The following is a 17,715-nucleotide window of genomic DNA, read 5'->3' as shown; positions in this document are numbered from 1 at the left end:
CTTCTCGAGACGCAAGCAGTTCCGCAGGGTCGCTACGCGCTTCGAAAAAACCGCCGAAAACTACCTCGCAGTCGTCACTATCGCAGCAATCGTCCTATGGATCAGATAACTGTCCACACTTCCTAGCCCTTCTTGCCCAGCGCACCATGATTGGTGATGGTGATGAAATCGGTCGCGTTGCCGGTTTCCGGTCCTACGCCGGTGTCGGAAATCGTCAGCGAAGAACCTGCCGTCAGCAGATCCTCGATGCGGTGGCGGGCATCGTCTGGAATGGTGATGCGGGCAAGCGCCTGTCCGGCGGCATCGAGCGACTGCGACTGTTCCTCGCTGGTGATGCCGTACCGTTTCTTCGTCTGCTTGCTGAGATCTTCTTCCAGTGTCATGCCGAACCAGTCGGCCTTGCCGCTGATCCGGTCGATCGCGTTGGCGGTGAAGAAATGCACGCCGAGTGCCTCTTGCGGCTCGGCGATGATGGCGGGGCCTTCGAGGAGCGGCTTGAAGTTCTGGCGGACCATGATTGCGCCATTCGGCGGTTCGCCCTTGCCGGCGGCGGCATAAACAGCCTTTATCAGCGAGGGGCTGACGAGGCTGTCCGTCGCCGTGATGCCATGCGCCTTCTTGAAATCTTCGATCGCCTGCACCGTTGCCGGCCCGAGCATGCCGTCGGGCGTTCCGGTAATGAAGCCCATTCCATTCAAAATGGCCTGGAGGTCGCGCACATTTTCGCGCAGGCCACGTCGGGTGATGAGGATGCTGAGCGGTGCCGGATCGGCAGGCGGGGCAATGGTTTCCTGTGCCTTCGGTATCCGGATCGAGGTCACGTCATTCGTCGCGACCTGCAGGGATTGCCCCTGCGGCAGAAAGCTTGCGGTCATCGGGCGCAGTTCGATACCGGAAAGCAGCGCCGGTGGAGGTGCTGCCGGTGGCTGGAACAGCATTGCGCTCGCGAAAGGCTGCGGCACCAGGGGTTGATTGGCGATGACGACATGCACGCCGCGCTCGGTCATCTGGTAGAGCATCTTGGCAAAGGCTTTCGGCATGCGCACGCAGCCGTGGGAAGCCGGATAATTCGGAACCGAGTTGGATTCGTGCAGCGCAATGCCCGACCAGGTCAGCCTTTGCATGTAGGGCATCGGCGCGGCCGAATAGAGATTTGACTCGTGATAGACCTTCTTTTCCAGAATGGAGAAGATGCCGCTCGGTGTCGTATGCCCCCGCTTGCCGGTCGAAACCTTCGAGGTCGCGATCACTTGGTCGCCATCATAGACGGCAAGCGACTGCCTGTCCTTCGACACCACGATCTGCAGGGTGCGGGCATCCGGCGCGGCAAGAGAAGGGTGTGAGAGGGCAGTGGCCGACAACAGCCCGAGCCCAAGCAACAAAAACGGCTTCATATAGACACAAACCAAAACGCAATACTCGTAGCGCCAAGATTAGACTTCGAAGTTTAAGGAAGGCTTGCCGAAAAGAACTGTCCTTTCGTTCCGGCGAAATCTTGGGGTTTATCCATTCGAAGCCAGATTCAGCAACGCCGAAGCGAGGTGCGGCCCCGCCTCGGCGTTAAATCATCAGCGGAGATCGAATGGACGGTTAGTGAGCGCTGGAAGCCACCCAGTTGTGCCAGTCTTGCTCGCTGCCGTGGAAGGCGTTGAGATCGATCTTGCCGTCGACTCCATGGGAGACGCCGGAGCCGGAATATTGCCAGAACAGCCATTTCCGGCCCGGATAGACCTTGGATGGATGTTGGGCCACGGCGCGCAGCCAGAAGGGATAGTCGAGCAGTTCGCCGCTGAGATTGTCGCGATAGAAATCCGGCGCGGTATAGACGATCGGACGCTGGCCGTAATGCCTCTCCAGCTTGTCCATGAAGACCTGCATCTTGGCAAGCACCTGCTCGCGCGAAGGCCGGCGCTTGCAGCTCGACTCGCCGTTCCATTCCACATCGATGACGGGCGGCAGGGCGCCTGCTTCCTTCGGCACGTTGCGGATGAACCAGTCGGCCTGCTCCCCGGCAGTCCGGCACCAATAGAAGAAGTGATAGGCACCATGCTTCAGGCCGGCCTGTTGGGCGGCTCGCCAGTTCTTCTTGAACATCGGATCGAGATGATCGCCCCCATCCGTCGCCTTGATGTAGACGAAGTTCGCGCCCTGGGTGCGCAGCGTATCCCAGTCGATCTCGCCTTGCCAGCGCGAGACGTCGACGCCATGCACGGCGAGCTTCCGGGGCGAGGTGGAAGAGCCGAAGTTGATCGGCTTGGCATCGCGGAAGCGGTGGCCGTAGATCTGCATCGGTTGCTGCCGCATGGCGCGAGGCATGGGATTCGACGGCGCGAGCATTGCGAGCGGCCGCTGCAGCGGGACGGGCGTATCGTCGTCGCTCTGGTCGGAAGGCATGAGCCCCTCCGGACGGAGATTCGTCGGCATTGCGACTGCGAGCGCCTGCTGCTGCTCGACGCGTGATACCGTTTCACCGATTTCGACCGATGGCATCGGCCGGCTACTCTTTGTGATGGAGCTAGTCATTTCCTTGGAAGGCGGGCTGGCTTGCGCGGCTTCGCGCTCACCTCGGGCAGCGCAGCCTGAGATCGTCAGGCAGGCGAGAAGAATGGTCGATACAGCCGATACACGCATAGGAACCCGTACGCAAAACACAATCGACGGCGGATCCGCGCCGTTCGGAAGTCACAGAATCCAAGTCCTAATGGAAATTTACCAAAAAAGTTTGAATCCGAGCTTTTCATCGCAAAGAATCGCGTGTGTGACGCGATTATTCGCGAGGCATTCATATGTCTCTTGTCGGTGACTTTTCTTTAAGTCATTGTTATTTATGGCGCTTGCCGCCGAATGTGTAACCGGTCTCGACCGTCCTGTTGCCGAATTTTTCTTTGAGCTTGTCCATGGCGGCTTCCGCGGCGGCGCGGCGTGTCGCCTGCACGTCGATGAGATCGGGCGGGTCCGCGCGCCCCGCGTCGCCAAGATCGGTGACGCCTATGCCGATGAGGCGGAACTTCGTGCCGTCGGTCTCATGTTCGAGCAGGCGCAGGCCGGTGCGGAAGATCCGGTCGGCAAGCTGGGTCGGATCTTCTAGACGGCGGTTGCGCGTGCGGGTCTTGAAGTCGGCGGTCTTCAGCTTGAGCACCACGGTCTGCCCGGCAATGCCGCTGCGCTTCAGGCGCCGCGACACCTTCTCCGAGAGATCGCGCAGGATCGGCACGAGATCGTCATGGCGCGAAATGTCGTCAAAGAAAGTCGTTTCGGAAGACACGCTCTTTGCTGCCTCGTTCGGATGCACCGTGCGGTCGTCGATGCCGCGGGCGAGACGGAAAAGCCGCTGCCCGATGACGCCGTAGCGACGCATCAGGTCACCTTCCTCCATGGCCTGTAATTGGCCGATCGTGCGAATGCCGTGGCTCTCCAGCGTCGCCGCAAAGGCCTTGCCGACGCCCCAGATGGTGGTGACAGGGCGTGGCTCCAGGAAGGAGAGTGCCTCTTGCCGCCCGATGACGGAGAAGCCGCGTGGCTTCTGCAGGTCGGAGGCGACCTTGGCGAGGAACTTGCAATAGGAAAGGCCGACCGAGACGGTGATGCCGATTTCCTGTTCCACCCGCCGGGCAAACTTGGCGAGAATGCGGGCCGGCGGATCGTGATGAAGCCGCTGCGTGCCGTCGAGCTCCAGAAAGGCTTCATCGATCGAAAGCGGCTGCACCAAGGGCGTCAGCTCCTGCATCATGCCTCGAACCTCGCGGCCGACACGGACGTATTTTTCCATGTTCGGGCGGATGACGACTGCGTTCGGACAGGCTTCCAGTGCCTTGAACATCGGCATGGCGGAGCGCACCCCATGGATGCGGGCGATATAGCAGGCGGTGGAAACGACGCCGCGTTTGCCGCCGCCGATGATGACTGGCTTGTCGGCCAGCTCCGGATTGTCGCGCTTCTCGATCGAGGCATAAAAGGCGTCGCAGTCGATATGCGCCAGCGTCAGTCCGTAGAGTTCGCGGTGATAGACGAGGCGAGGGCTGCCGCAGCTGCGACAGCGCGTCCGTGCGACCGATTGCTCGCTCAAGCAATCGCGACAGAAACCTGAGATCTTGTCGGGCGCACTGGTCATTGAACGAGAACAAAAATTGAACATCGCCACTTTATGTTTTAAGCTTGTGAGTCTCAAGCCGGAAAACTGTCGGGGAGCGGGGAGTGCAGACTTTAAGCGTGCAACCACTAACGCCTGACCGTTGGGGCGATTTCGAGGTGCTCTTCGGGCCAAGCGGCGCCTGCTACGGCTGCTGGTGTACCTATTTTCGCGTCCCGACGTCGCAACGCAAGACGATGGATGCTGCGGCCAAGAAACGCTTCATACAGGCGCGCGTCGCGGCTGGGCCGCCACCCGGGCTCCTTGGTTATGTGGATGGGCAGCCGATTGCCTGGGTGCAGGTCGGTCCGCGCGCCGAACTGCCGCAATGGAATTCCCCCAAAACCGTATCGCGCCCGCTCGATCCGGCGGATGCGGAGGATGGCTCGATCTGGGCCGTCAGTTGCTTTTTCATGAATGCGCGCGATCGCGGCCAGGGACACAGCCATCGCATGCTTTCGGAGGCGGTCAACTTTGCCAAGGCATCCGGGGCGCGGCTGCTGGAGGGCTGTCCGATCGAGCGCACCAAGCAATCGAAATCCGTCGGCCTTTATGTGGGTTCGCAACGCATATTCGAAGCGGCCGGCTTCTGGGAGATCGCCAAACGCAAGGATGGCCGGCCGCTGATGCGCCTTATTCTCTGATATTGGGCTCTCAAATCGGGTTGGAGGCGTCAGCGCACGATATGAGCCTGGATCAGTGGCGCTGCCTGGCTCCATTCGTTTGCTTCGGGGATCCCTGCCGCGACGGCTGGCGCCATGCGGTGAACGACGGAATCCGGTTTGAGGTTGATCAGGAGGCATTCCGGAACATGGTCGCTGACCGAATGCAGATTGTGGGCCATGTCGTCGACGAAGGCGACGGGCATAGTGCGCTGTCGATGCAGGGATCGCACGATCGGCCCCTTCGGCTGCAGCGATGCCAGCAGGGGATAGGCAAGTTCGAGCCTGTCGAGCAGACGGCGTCTCTGGACCCAGAACTGCGGCGGCATGGCCGTGAGGAAGACGATATCGGCGTCTTTCGAGAATTCGCCGAGCGTATCGACAACGCGCTCCAAAGGGGTCTGCCATTGTTCCTGCGCCTCGAAGAAGACTTCGATCAGCCGGTGAACATCCTTTTCTTCCAAGGCGGAGCCATTGTCTTTGGAGACGATGTTGCCCGTCAACCGGAAAGAGCGGGGCAGGAATTCATAGCCTTCGCCGTCGATGAAGGTCAGGAAAGGGGCAAAGAAATGCAAGACGACGTCGTCGACATCGCAGACGATCAGCGGCCGCTCCTGCAGCCGGATATGCGATACGTCGAATTCAAGCGGGGCATCCATGGTCAATATTCTCCAGAGGCAAGGCCGGGCGGCGAAAAATGCGCCGACGCGGCGGCGACGGCCTCCGGTGGAATGCCGCTTGCCTCGCAAAAGGCCAGCAATGTCGGTTCATGGTTCATGAGGAAGTCGAGCATGCCGGCGAGAAAGGCGGGCTCGTTGATGGCGTTGCGCACCTGTGCAGGCTCCACGCCGGTCAGCGCCAGGAAACGGCCGAACATATCCGGTTCGTTGGCCAGCCAGCCGAGTACGGCAATCGCGGTCTCTTGCGGGGCGGCCGCATTCTTCTTTGGGTTCTTGAAGTTACTTTGCATTTCGAAGGGTAAGTTACCTATTTTTCAACCAAATGCCGGTAGTTTGCGATTCAAGTATTTCTGGAATCGGTTCCTCGCGACCCTATATTTCGAGAGAATGGATGCAATACCGGATGCAGGGACAGCTTTCCATGCCTAAACAGGTAATGATTGTAGAAGACAATGAGCTCAATATGAAGCTCTTTCGCGATCTGATCGAGGCTTCCGGCTATACGACGATCCAGACCCGTAACGGTATGGAAGCGCTCGATCTCGCTCGCAAGCATCGTCCGGACCTGATTCTCATGGATATCCAGCTTCCGGAGGTTTCCGGCCTGGAAGTCACCAAATGGCTGAAGGAAGACGATGATCTCCACGTCATCCCCGTAATTGCGGTTACGGCCTTCGCCATGAAGGGCGACGAGGAGCGCATTCGCCAGGGCGGATGCGAGGCCTATGTCTCGAAGCCGATTTCGGTGCCGAAATTCATTGAGACCATTAAGACCTATCTGGGCGATGCCTGATGATGGGGAAGAGCTGATGACCGCGCGCATCCTGGTAGTCGACGATATCCCCGCCAACGTAAAGCTTTTGGAAGCGCGGCTGCTTGCCGAATATTTCGAAGTGCTGACGGCGGAAGACGGTTTGAAGGCGCTCGCGGTTTGTGCGAACGCTCAGGTCGATCTCATCCTTCTCGACATCATGATGCCCGGCATGGACGGATTTGAAGTATGCGAGCGCCTGAAGTCGGATCCGCGTACGGCGCATATTCCCGTCGTCATGGTCACCGCGCTCGACCAGCCGGCCGACCGTGTGCGCGGCTTGAAGGCCGGTGCCGACGACTTCCTGACGAAGCCGGTCAACGACCTGCAGCTTATTTCCCGCGTCAAGAGCCTTCTTCGCTTGAAGACGCTGAGTGACGAATTGAATATGCGCAGCGAGACCGCGCGCAATTTCGGCATCGACGATCTGCTTCGGGCCGGCGATGGTCGCGCCGACGAAGCCGGACAGGTGCTTCTGGTCGATGGCCGCGCCAATTCGCAGGAGCGTATCATCCGTACGCTCAAGCCGATCGCCCAGGTCGTCGCAATGTCCGATCCGCAGGCCGCCTTGTTCGAAGCGGCCGAGCGGCCTTTCGAACTCGTCATCGTGAATTCGAATTTCGAAGACTACGATCCGCTGCGGCTTTGCTCGCAGCTTCGCTCGCTGGAGCGCACGCGCTTCCTGCCGGTGCTGCTGGTGACGGAGCAGGGGGCCGACGAGATGATCGTCCGTGCGCTCGACCTCGGCGTCAACGACTATATTGTCCGTCCGATCGATCCGAACGAGCTCGTCGCCCGCTGTCTCACCCAGATACGGCGCAAGCGCTATAATGACCGGTTACGCGCCAGCGTGCAGCAGACCATCGAGCTTGCCGTCACCGACGCGCTCACCGGCCTGCACAACAGGCGATACCTGGACAATCACCTCAAGGTGCTTTTCGATCGTTCCCTGGCGCGGGGACGGCCGCTTTCCGTCCTGATCACCGACATAGATCGTTTCAAGACCGTCAACGACACCTACGGTCACGATGCCGGCGACGAGGTGTTGAAGGAATTCGCGGCGCGCATCCGCTCAACGGTGCGCGGCGCCGATCTGGCCTGCCGCTACGGCGGCGAGGAATTTGTTGTCGTCATGCCGGATACAACAGCCGATATTGCGGCTGCGATCGCCGAACGTCTGCGCGCAGCGGTAGAAAATATGCCGGTGAAGCTGCGGGACGGCGGTGTCGCGCTTAACATTACCGCATCCTTCGGCATTTCGTCTCGTTTGGACACAATCGAGGCGCCGGAGCAATTGATGAAACAGGCTGATCTTGCGCTTTATGAAGCAAAAAGAGCAGGCCGCAACAGGGTCGTCGCCTCGGCCGCTTGACGGTAGCGGATCATTAAAGCGGGCACCACCTCCCAATATTGAGGGTGTTTTTCAAGTTTTGAACAATGGTCAAAAAAAATTGTTCTGTGCTCCTCCATGATGTACCGCTTCTGCATTGCTGAAAGAAAAGGCTCGTACTTTTATCTCGTCTCGAGATGAATACATGCGTATTTGGAGAAAGATTGGAATTTCGTCACAATTTTATTATATATATGAGAATTGTTTGAAATTTTGCTGCTATATAAAAGTCGAGAGGTGCGACTTTAACTGAAAATAATTTATATATTCAGATATTCATTGAATATATGTATTCGGTTTTTTCCTTCTCCGCAGGAATTAGATCTTTATTCTTTAGTCCTTCTTGACCTCGATTTGTTAAAACTATCGGACATTCTTTTTCTCAAAGTCATGAATTTTAACCATCCGAGCAGGCAGGTATTTTTTATCATTAAGAATTTGTTGATTTCCTTTCGATTTCGCGCGAATTTAGTCTCGTACACAGACAGCCCGCAAGGGTTTCCAAGATACCCCATGATGCTCAGGTCCGCCGCATCTCCTGGGTCGTGGGGTCGGTCGGCTGGCAGGCAGAAAGATAACGGTTCCTCGTGCCGTTTTGCAGGCTAGCCGGCCCCCAATTCAAAAACGCCGCTCTTCGTTCGTCGAAGGCGGCGTTTTTTCTTTTCCGTGAGGGCGGTCAGCTCTCAGCCCTGATGATGCGGAAAAATTGGACTTTGTCCCGGAAATCCTCAGCAAAAACAAAAAAAGGCGCGAACCCGTAGGTTGCGCCTTTTTGTAACCTGAGGTTTAGGAAGCTTACTTGATCTTCGTTTCCTTGAACTCGACGTGCTTCTTCGCAACCGGGTCGTACTTCGTCTTCGTCATCTTGTCCGTCATCGTACGGCTGTTCTTCGTCGTGACGTAAAAGAAACCAGTGTCGGCCGTCGACAGCAGCTTGATCTTGATGGTGGTAGCCTTGGCCATAGTCGTCCTGCCTTTAATAAAAATGAACGCCGTGGACGGCCAGTGCGGAGGTCCACGGCGAATTCTGGCGCGAAACTACAAATCGCGCCCGAAAAGTCAACCCCTGTTGCCCATGAAAAGCAGCCGTATCCCCGAAAGCAGGACATAAAGGCCGAAGAAAAAGGCCACGGCCCAGGCAAAGCCGCTGGGATTGGCGAAATCCATTGCCGTGCCGATCGTCGGCGGCCCGAGAACCATGCCGATGGCATAGCAGAAGACGAAGGCGGCATTGGCTGCCACAAGGTCCGCGCCGGTCAGCCGCGTGCCGAGATGGCTGAGTCCGACCGTATACATGCCCGAAACGCAGCCGCCCCAGAAGAGCAGGATGGTGGCCAGAATAATCCAGTTTGACGACAGCGACGGCAGCAGAAGCGCGCCGACAAAGCCGATCGTAGCCATGATCGACAACAGCGGCCGCTTGTCGCGCATGCGGTCGGCAAGCAGCCCGAGCGGAATTTGGAAGACGAAATTGCCCACGCCCATGACGGTCAGCAGCAATGCGGCCTGCGATTCGTTGAAGCCGAGGCGCGTCGCATAGCTGGTGAACAGCGAACCGCCGCCGACGGTTACCGCGCCGAACACGAAGACAGCCGCCGTCGCCGTCGGCACCAGGAAGATGTAACGGACGAAATGCAGTTCGGGCTTCTCGTCGACGATCGGGCTCTCATTGCGCGCAATGAAGATCGGAATGGCGGCGGCCAGGATGATGCAGGCGCCGACAACGAAGGGCATCAAGCCCTCGCTGCCGACCACGGAGAAGAGCAGGGGGCCGGCCGCAAAGCCGAGGGAGAACACCGTGGAGTAAAGGCCGAGCACGAAGCCGCGCTTGGAAGGCGGTGAGGCCGCGTTGATCCAGAATTCCGACAGGATGAAAAGGGTCGTTGTCGCTCCGTGGAACACGATGCGCAACGGAAACCACAACAGCAGGTTTTCTGCGTAATAGAAGCCGAGCGAGCTCAGCGCCGAGAGAAAGACCGCCCAGATCATCGTCTGCACGACGCCGAAGCGATGCGCGAGCTTGGTCGTGATGACCGCGGCCAGCATCGAGGCTACACCCATCATCGCCGTGTTGAGCCCGATCAGGCTCGAAGGAATGCCGCGCTTTTCGAGGATGATGCTGAGAAGCGGCAGGCCCAGCCCGATGGCGATGCCGACGGCGGACACGGAGGCAATGGCTGCAACGAGCGAAGGCCAGTGAATTTCTTCGACATGGCCGGCCTTGTCGTTCGTCGGTTCAAGCATAAACTAATTCCTGGAGCATGAGGCAGGCGAATCGATCCGGATGCGCAACATAGAAAGCCACGGCTCGGCCAAATTCAGGTGACGGGTCGGCTTTCATGAGATCGGTCAAACCCTCCGGAATAGTCCCCTTGACGCGCGGCATGTTCAGACAAGAAATGTTGCTGATGTCAAGCCGTTGCTGATGAACCATCTCGCGCAAATCGCGAATATGCGGCGAATCGATAGTGATTCCCGATAGAAGAGTGCAACGTTGCGAGACAACCTCGGCCCTTTGTCCGGGCCGGCTGCATAGGCGGGCGGGCATTGTCACGACCGGCCGTTCCCCTCATCCCATTCTTCCGGACTGTCGTCATGTCCGCCGAATCCATGCATCCGGAGCGCCCATTGCAGGCCGATGACACCGCCTTTGATCGGTTGAATGACGGCAAGCGCCGTGATGACGGTAATGGGTGCCCATATGGCGAGATGTGCCCAGAGCGGCAATTTGAAAGTCATGTCTGTCAGCATGTAGCCGCCAACGATGACGTGGCCGAGAACCAGGATCACCAGATAGGGCGGCAGATCGTCGGCGCGCTGATGAAAGATTTCCTCGCCGCATGCGGCACAATGATCCACCGGTTTCAGGAAGGCGCGGAAGAGCCTGCCGGTGCCGCAGCGCGGGCAGCGGTTCTGCATGCCGCGGGAAATCGATCGTCCAAGCGGACGCTCGCTTTCATCGGAGCCACCGAAGCGGGTGGGAGAGTCGGATGGGCTGCCCGTCATGAATGCGTTTCCTTCCTGCCGGTAGCCGCCTTTTACCTGCGTCCGCGCGGCGGTCTTGTGCCCGGCGCCTTGCGGGCCTGGCTCTTGTTGCGGCGGGCCGCCTTGTGGAAGGAACGCACCGCGGTCGGCATCGGCCTGCCTTCGCTCAGCATTTCGAAGCGCAGAGCTCCGGCAAGCGGCACGGCTTCGGCGAGCCTCACGCTGACGTCATCGCCGAGACGATAGCCGAGCCCCGTTCTCTCGCCTGTCAGTGCCTGATGCGCCTCATCGTAGATGAAATAATCGGAGCCCAGCGTGGATATAGGGATGAAACCGTCGGCGCCATAGTCCGGTAGGGTGACAAAAAGTCCCGACTTGGTGACACCGCCGACGCGCGCCTCGAATTCCGTACCGACCTTGCCAGCCAGATGATGGGCGATGAGCCGGTCCACGGTCTCGCGCTCGGCAGCCATGGCGCGGCGTTCGAAGGTCGAGATTTCGGCGGCGATATCGTCAAGCGATGCCTCTTCGTCCGGCGTAATTGCGCCTTCGCCGAGGCCGAGCGAGCCGACGAGCGCGCGATGCACGATCAGATCGGCGTAACGGCGGATCGGCGAGGTGAAGTGGGCGTATTTCATCAGGTTCAGGCCGAAGTGCCCGATGTTGTCGGGGCTGTAGATCGCCTGGCTCTGCGAGCGCAGCACCATCTCGTTGACCATCGTCTGATGCGGGGTGCCATCGGCTTTGGCGAGGATGCCGTTGAAACTGTTGGCCCGAACATTGCCGCCCTTGGGCAGTGATATGCCGAGGGTGGCCAGAAATTCGCGCAGGACCTCCTGCTTGGCGAGCGTCGGCCCGTCATGGATACGATAGACGAGCGCCTGCTTCCGTTTCTCCAGCGTCTCGGCGGCGGCGACGTTTGCCTGGATCATCATCTCTTCGATGAGCTTGTGCGCATCGAGGCGAGGCGGCACGACGACCCGGTCGACCGTACCATCGGGTGTCAGCAGGATCTTGCGTTCGGGCATGTCGAGCTCGAGCGGCTGGCGACGGTCACGGCCCTTTTTCAGGATGTCGTAGGCATGCCAGAGCGGTTTGAGGATCGGCTCCAGCATCGGTCCGGTCTTGTCGTCGGGCTTGCCGTCGATCGCCGCCTGGGCCTGCTGGTAGGAAAGCTTGGCCGCGCTCTTCATCATGACGCGATGAAAGGTGTGGCCGGCCTTCCGGCCCTCCCTGGAGAAGATCATTCGCACGGCGAGGGCAGGACGGTCGACGCCTTCCTTCAACGAGCAGAGATCGTTGGAGATGCGCTCAGGCAACATCGGCACGACACGATCGGGGAAATAGACCGAATTGCCGCGCTTCAGCGCTTCGCGGTCGAGCGGCGAGTTCGGCCGCACGTACCAGGAGACGTCCGCGATGGCGACGGTGACGATCACGCCATCCGGATTGTCCGGCGATGGGTCCATTTCGGCATAGACGGCGTCGTCATGATCCTTGGCGTCGGCCGGATCGATTGTTATCAGCGGCAGGCTGCGCCAATCCTCGCGATGCGACATGGTCGCGGGCTTGGCGGCATCGGCCTCCGCTATCGCGGCGGCGGGAAAGACATGCGGGATTCCATGCGCATGGATGGCGATCATGGAGATCGCCTTTTCCGAAGCGACCGAGCCGATGACCGACAGCACCTTGGCGCGCGGCAGGCCGAAGCGGCCGAGGCGGGCAATTTCCACCTCGACGAGATCGCCGTCCTTGGCGTCGCCGGTATAGCCCGGATCGACGACCATCTCCTCGCCGCGACGCTCGATCGGCATCAGCCGGCCGCCGCCGCCCGGTGTTTCGCGGAAGACGCCCATGGAGGCACCCTTCCGCTTGTCGAGGACCTTGATGATGCGAGCCGTATAGGCTGGGCCGCCGCGATCCACGGCCGGAAAGATCTTCGCGAGAATGCGGTCGCCCATGCCGGCGACCGGCGCCTTGCCCTTGCCATTGCGGCCGGCGGGCGAGGAGGACTGCTTGATCATCACGGCAGGTGCGACGCCGTTTTCGTCAGCCCATTCTGCGGGCCGGCCGATCAGTTCGCCATCCTTATCGCGCGTGGTGATGTCGAGAACGGCGATCGGCGGCAGTGCGCCAGGGCGGATGAGCGACTTGCGGCTCTTCTGCACCATGCCTTCTTCTTCGAGTTCGCGCAGCAGTTCCTTCAGCGCGACGCGGCTCTCGCCCTTCAGGCCGAAGGCTTTGGCCAGTTCGCGTTTGGAGGCCTGCTGCGGATGTTCGGCGATGAAGCGCAGGATGATCTCGCGCGGCGGCAGAATGCCGTGGACGATTGCCATCATCGGCTCGTCATCGCCTGCCTTGCCGGCGCGGCCGGGTTTGCCGGAACGTCGTTCCGACGATGGGTTCCTGCCGCGCGGTTCTCTGCTCACTCTGCACTCTTCTTTTTCGCTGCCGTCTTGGCCGCGGGCTTCTTTGCAGCAGCCTTCGGCTTGGCGGTGGTTTTCGTCGCTTTTGCGCCGGCTGCCGCAGCCTTTGCCCTGGCAGGCGCCTTCTTGGTGGTACCGCCGCTCTTGCCGGCCTTGGCTGCGATCAGAGCCAGGGCTTCCTCGACGGTGATCGCCTGCGGATCCGTGCCTTTCGGCAGCGTCGCATTGACCTTGCCCCAATTGACGTAGGGACCATACTTGCCATCGCGAACGGTGATTGCGCCGCCGCCATCCGGATGCGCGCCGAGATCCTTCAACGCCGCGGGCGTACCGCGCGCTCCGCCGCCGGCCTTGCTCTGCTTTTCTGCAAGAACGGTGACCGCGCGGTTCAGGCCGACGGTGAAGACATCCTCGACGCTTTCGAGATTGGCGTAGCTGCCGTCATGCAGAAGGAACGGACCATAGCGGCCGATGCCGGACGAGATCATCTTGCCGCTTTCCGGATGCTTGCCGATGTCACGCGGCAGCGAGATCAGTGCCATCGCCTTCTCGTAATCGATATCCTCCGGCTTCCAGCCTTTCGGCAACGAAGCACGTTTGGCATCTTTGCCATCACCGCGCTGAATATAGGGTCCGAAACGGCCGGAACGCAGCGTCAGCTCCTCGCCGGTGACCGGATCCGCGCCGAGTGCCTTCGGCTCGTTCAATCCGTTGGATTCGGCCTCCGCGCCGCCTTCCGACGAAAGCTGGCGCGTATAGTTGCATTCCGGATAGTTCGAGCAGCCGACGAAGGCGCCGTATTTGCCGAGCTTCAGCGAGAGATTGCCCGTGCCGCATACCTGGCAGATGCGCGGGTCGCTGCCGTCTTCACGCTTCGGGAAGACGAGCGGGGCGAGCGCCTCGTTCAAGGCGTCGAGAACGTTGGTGACGCGCAATTCCTTGGTGTCTTCGATCTGGGCAAAGAAATCGCGCCAGAAGTCGCGCAGCACGTCCTTCCAATTCAGCTCGCCGGCCGAAATGCGGTCGAGCTTCTCTTCCAGATCGGCCGTGAAATCATATTCCACATATTTGGTGAAGAAGCTTTCGAGGAAGGCCGTCACCAGCCGGCCCTTGGCCTGCGGCAGCAGCTTGCGCTTGTCGATGGTCACGTAATCGCGGTCGCGCAGCGTCGCGAGCGTCGCCGCATAGGTGGAGGGGCGGCCGATGCCGAGTTCTTCCATCTTCTTGATCAGCGACGCCTCAGAATAGCGCGGCGGCGGTTCGGTGAAATGCTGGGTCGAATTGATCTTCTGCTTGGCGAGGTTTTCGCGCGCATTGATCTCCGGCAGACGACCGCCTTCTTCGCTGTCGTCGCTCTGTTCACCGTCTTCCTTCTGGTCGGTATAGGCGGCGATGAAGCCGTCGAACCGGATAACGGAGCCGACGGCGCGCAGGCCTGCCTTCTTGCCGGCGTTGTCGGCCAGGATCTCGACCGTCGTGCGCTCGATTTCGGCCGATGCCATCTGGCTGGCAATGCCGCGTTTCCAGATCAGGTCGTAGAGCTTCAGCTGGTCGTCGTCGAGGAACTTGCGGATGCGGTCCGGCACGCGCTCGAAGTCGGTCGGGCGGATCGCTTCGTGTGCTTCCTGGGCATTCTTTGCCTTGGTGGAATAGAAGCGCGCCTTTTCCGGCAGGTAACGGTCGCCGAACTGATTGGCGATGGCGCTACGCGCGGCATCGATCGCTTCCGGGGCCATCTGAACGCCGTCGGTACGCATATAGGTGATGAGACCGACGGTCTCGCCGCCGATGTCGACGCCTTCATAAAGCTTTTGCGCCACCTGCATAGTGCGCGAAGCCGAGAAGCCGAGCTTGGAGGAAGCGGCCTGCTGCAGTGTCGAAGTGGTGAATGGCGGGCTCGGATTGCGCTTGACCGGCTTCGCCTCGACAGTGTCGACGACATAGGAGGCACCCTCCAGCAAAGCCTTCAGCCTGCCGGCGTCCTCGCCGTTGCCGATGGCGCGCGGCTGCAGGCGCTTGCCGTCCGCTGACACCAGCCGCGCTTCGAATTCGTCGCCGCGCGGAGTCTTCAGGATGGCCGACAGGTTCCAGTATTCTTCCGAGATGAAGCGCTCGATCTCGGACTCGCGATCACAGACGAGACGTAGCGCGACCGACTGCACGCGGCCAGCCGAGCGGGCGCCCGGAAGCTTGCGCCACAGGACCGGCGACAGGTTGAAGCCGACGAGATAGTCGAGGGCGCGGCGGGCGAGATAGGCATCCACCAGCGGCACATCGATGTCGCGCGGCTCGGCCATGGCGTCGAGCACGGCCTTCTTGGTGATGGCGTTGAAGACGACGCGCTTCACCGGCTTGCCGTTGATGACGCGCTTTTTGTTGAGCAGGTCTAGCACGTGCCAGGAAATGGCTTCACCCTCGCGATCCGGGTCGGTCGCGAGAAACAGGCCGTCGGAGGATTTCATCGCGTCGGCGATGTCCTTCATGCGCTTTTGCGACGCGGCATCGACTTCCCAGAGCATTTCGAAATCTTGATCCGGCAGTACCGAACCGTCTTTGGCGGGCAGGTCACGCACATGGCCGAAGGAAGCAAGAACCTTATATCCGGGTCCCAGATATTTGTTGATTGTCTTGGCCTTGGCAGGCGATTCCACCACTACAACGTTCATCATCAAGTCTCTGAATAAGAGGTCGCGCCGGTATAAGGCGCGGGAGATACCGGGTTTTTCCGGCTTCCCGGCCTTCCGACATGGACAGGGAATTCGTCGCGGTCAAGAGGCGAAGGCGATTTTTGCGCTTGGTGCGGCGATGCGATGCTTAGAATTGGTACGCGTGTCACACTTTTCAATCCAGCATGGAGATCGACACCAGTCCGCCGGGATGGCGATGCAGCCGGCCGGCCATGTCCAACTCGAGAAGGACGGAATGAATCGCCGCTATCGGCAGACCGGTGTGGCGGACGATGTCGTCGATCTCGACCGGTGTCGGCCCGAGCGCTTCGACGATATGGTCGCGCTCGGCATCATCGGGCGGGGCAGAAAGCGGCTTGCTCCTTTCGACGGGAGCCTCGGCCGGCCGGGGACGAAAGAGATCCGGCTCGGCGAGCGGCCGCAGCGCTTCGACAATATCGGCCGGCGTCGTCACGATCATCGCGCCGTCTTTCAGCAGACCGTTGGTGCCTTCGCAGCGCGGATCAAGCGGCGAGCCGGGAACGGCGAAGACAAGCCTGCCGAATTCCCCCGCAAGACGGGCGGTTATCAACGAGCCGGAGCGGGTTGCCGCTTCGATGACCACGACGCCGAGCGAGATGCCCGCGATGAGACGGTTGCGGCGCGGGAAATCGCGGGCGCGCGGCTCCCAGCCGAACGGCATTTCGCTGACGGCAAGCCCGTTGCCATCCCATATCTCGTTCAGCAGGCCGATATTCTCGGGCGGGTAGGGCTGGTCGAGCCCACCCGCTAAAGCGGTGATCGTACCCGTTTCGAGGCTGGCGCGATGGGCCGCCGTATCGATACCGCGCGCCAGACCGGAGACCACTGCATAACCTGCTTCGCCGCAGGTGCGCGCGATCATGGCCGTGAATTTGGCGCCGCTGATCGAGGCGTTTCGGGAGCCGACCACGCCGATTGCCGGATGTGTCGCTGTGGGCATGCTGCCTTTGACGGCAAGAAGCGGCGGCGCGCCGTCGATCTCCCGAAGGGCAGGGGGATAGTCCGGCTCGCCGATGCCGACGAAGCGCGCGCCGAAGCGATGTGCCGCCTCCAACTCCCGCAATGCGTCCCGTTCGGCGGCGATGCGGATGGCGCGCGTCGAGCCGCCGCGCTGCGAAAGCTCCGGCAGCATGGCAAGTGCTGCTTCGGCGGAACCGTAATGATGGATGAGATCGCGAAAGGTGGATGGCCCGACATTGTCGGAGCGGATGAGCCTGAGCCAGGCGATCCTTTGTTTTTCGGTCAGCGCAACTCCGGTCCGTCTTGCGCTGCCTGTGTCCATTACCCCTTCGCTCCGATCTTGCTTTCCGTTCCGGCGGTCAGCCGGGCAATGTTGGCCCTGTGCTTGTACCAGGAGATGATGGTCATCAGCGCCATGGCCGCGGCGATCTTGTCGGCGCCCAATATCCACAATACAACCGGTATGACAAGGGTTGCAACCAGCGCGGAAAGCGAGGAATAGCGGGTGGTGAAGGCAATGACCAGCCAGACGATGGCGAAAATCAGCGCCATCAGCGGCGCGAGGCCCAGCAGGATGCCGAGATAGGTCGCAACGCCCTTGCCGCCCTTGAAGCCGATCCAGACCGGAAAGATGTGGCCGATGAAGGCAGCGAAACCAGCAAGCACGCCGGCGTCGCCGCCGAAGAAATGCCCGACGACCAGGACGGCGGCCGTGCCCTTGAAGGCGTCGAGCAGCAGCGTGGCCGCAGCCAGCCCCTTATTGCCGGTGCGCAGCACGTTGGTCGCGCCGATATTGCCAGAGCCGATGCTGCGCACGTCGCCGAGGCCGGCCATGCGCGTCAGCAGCAGGCCGAAGGGGATCGAGCCGAGCAGGTAGCCGATGACGAGGCCGGCCAGCGCGGTCTGCGGGGTGAGCTGCCAAGTCCAGAAATCCGCCATCACGTCTTATTCTCCGTAAACCCTT

Annotated in this window: 15 protein-coding genes and 1 pseudogene; 4 read left to right on the top strand and 12 right to left on the bottom strand. The window is 60.6% G+C overall.

The window, feature by feature from the left end; all coding sequences use genetic code 11:
- A pseudogene (locus HGP12_RS29125) lies at nt 1–109 on the top strand (IS5/IS1182 family transposase); the annotation flags it as partial.
- Nucleotides 110–122: 13 nt separating this feature from the next.
- On the opposite strand, the gene HGP12_RS29120 reads toward HGP12_RS29125, so the two are convergent.
- The 3 genes from HGP12_RS29120 to HGP12_RS29110 all read right to left on the bottom strand — a co-directional run bounded on the left by HGP12_RS29120 (nt 123) and on the right by HGP12_RS29110 (nt 4,111).
- Nucleotides 123–1,394, bottom strand: a complete 1,272-nt coding sequence (locus HGP12_RS29120; RefSeq protein WP_168842687.1) for a L,D-transpeptidase family protein — start codon at nt 1,392–1,394, stop codon at nt 123–125.
- 196 nt (nt 1,395–1,590) lie between these two features.
- A complete protein-coding gene (locus HGP12_RS29115) occupies nt 1,591–2,631 on the bottom strand; it encodes a GH25 family lysozyme (RefSeq protein WP_168842688.1) in 1,041 nt (346 codons plus the stop codon).
- Between the two features lie 190 nt (nt 2,632–2,821).
- Nucleotides 2,822–4,111 carry a DNA polymerase IV gene (locus HGP12_RS29110; protein WP_168842689.1) on the bottom strand — a complete coding sequence of 430 codons (1,290 nt, stop codon included), beginning with the start codon at nt 4,109–4,111 and terminating at the stop codon, nt 2,822–2,824.
- Nucleotides 4,112–4,194: 83 nt separating this feature from the next.
- Between HGP12_RS29110 and HGP12_RS29105 the strand changes: the two genes are divergently transcribed.
- The gene (locus HGP12_RS29105) at nt 4,195–4,773 is read left to right on the top strand and encodes a GNAT family N-acetyltransferase (RefSeq protein WP_168842690.1); all 579 of its coding nucleotides are present in this window, start codon (nt 4,195–4,197) and stop codon (nt 4,771–4,773) included.
- Nucleotides 4,774–4,802: 29 nt separating this feature from the next.
- On the opposite strand, the gene HGP12_RS29100 is transcribed toward HGP12_RS29105, so the two are convergent.
- Nucleotides 4,803–5,450: a hypothetical protein gene (locus HGP12_RS29100; protein ID WP_168842691.1), complete on the bottom strand. Its 648-nt coding sequence runs from the start codon at nt 5,448–5,450 to the stop codon at nt 4,803–4,805.
- Nucleotides 5,451–5,452: 2 nt separating this feature from the next.
- Nucleotides 5,453–5,761: a DUF3572 domain-containing protein gene (locus HGP12_RS29095; RefSeq protein WP_168842692.1), complete on the bottom strand. Its 309-nt coding sequence runs from the start codon at nt 5,759–5,761 to the stop codon at nt 5,453–5,455.
- A 131-nt stretch (nt 5,762–5,892) separates the two neighbouring features.
- On the opposite strand from HGP12_RS29095, the gene HGP12_RS29090 reads away from it, so the two are divergent.
- Nucleotides 5,893–6,264, top strand: a complete 372-nt coding sequence (locus tag HGP12_RS29090) for a response regulator (protein ID WP_028754034.1) — start codon at nt 5,893–5,895, stop codon at nt 6,262–6,264.
- Nucleotides 6,265–6,280: 16 nt separating this feature from the next.
- Complete coding sequence (locus HGP12_RS29085) at nt 6,281–7,654, top strand: PleD family two-component system response regulator (protein ID WP_168842693.1); 1,374 nt, start codon at nt 6,281–6,283, stop codon at nt 7,652–7,654.
- Between the two features lie 813 nt (nt 7,655–8,467).
- Here HGP12_RS29085 and rpmG read toward each other — a convergent pair.
- From rpmG to plsY, 7 genes are all read right to left on the bottom strand, one after another.
- Nucleotides 8,468–8,635, bottom strand: a complete 168-nt coding sequence (gene rpmG, locus HGP12_RS29080) for a 50S ribosomal protein L33 (RefSeq protein ID WP_003547442.1) — start codon at nt 8,633–8,635, stop codon at nt 8,468–8,470.
- A gap of 96 nt (nt 8,636–8,731) precedes the next feature.
- Nucleotides 8,732–9,916 (bottom strand): MFS transporter, encoded by a 1,185-nt coding sequence (locus HGP12_RS29075; protein ID WP_168842694.1) that lies wholly within the window; start codon nt 9,914–9,916, stop codon nt 8,732–8,734.
- A gap of 306 nt (nt 9,917–10,222) precedes the next feature.
- A complete protein-coding gene (locus HGP12_RS29070; RefSeq protein ID WP_168842695.1) occupies nt 10,223–10,678 on the bottom strand; it encodes a DUF983 domain-containing protein in 456 nt (151 codons plus the stop codon).
- 32 nt (nt 10,679–10,710) lie between these two features.
- Nucleotides 10,711–13,086: a ribonuclease R gene (gene rnr / locus HGP12_RS29065; RefSeq protein ID WP_168842696.1), complete on the bottom strand. Its 2,376-nt coding sequence runs from the start codon at nt 13,084–13,086 to the stop codon at nt 10,711–10,713.
- Entirely contained in the window at nt 13,083–15,749 is a 2,667-nt protein-coding gene (gene topA / locus HGP12_RS29060; protein WP_168842833.1) for a type I DNA topoisomerase, read from the bottom strand. Before topA ends, rnr begins: the two co-directional genes overlap by 4 nt.
- Before the next feature lie 175 nt (nt 15,750–15,924).
- Nucleotides 15,925–17,073, bottom strand: coding sequence for a DNA-processing protein DprA (dprA, locus tag HGP12_RS29055; protein ID WP_168842697.1), 1,149 nt, complete (start codon nt 17,071–17,073; stop codon nt 15,925–15,927).
- Entirely contained in the window at nt 17,073–17,690 is a 618-nt protein-coding gene (gene plsY / locus HGP12_RS29050) for a glycerol-3-phosphate 1-O-acyltransferase PlsY (protein ID WP_205926697.1), read from the bottom strand. The genes dprA and plsY overlap by 1 nt, the downstream gene beginning before the upstream one ends.
- Nucleotides 17,691–17,715: the final 25 nt, after the last annotated feature.

This window comes from Rhizobium sp. P28RR-XV (assembly GCF_012641385.1).
GTDB lineage: Bacteria > Pseudomonadota > Alphaproteobacteria > Rhizobiales > Rhizobiaceae > Rhizobium.
This window is presented reverse-complemented; position numbering and strand designations above follow the sequence as displayed.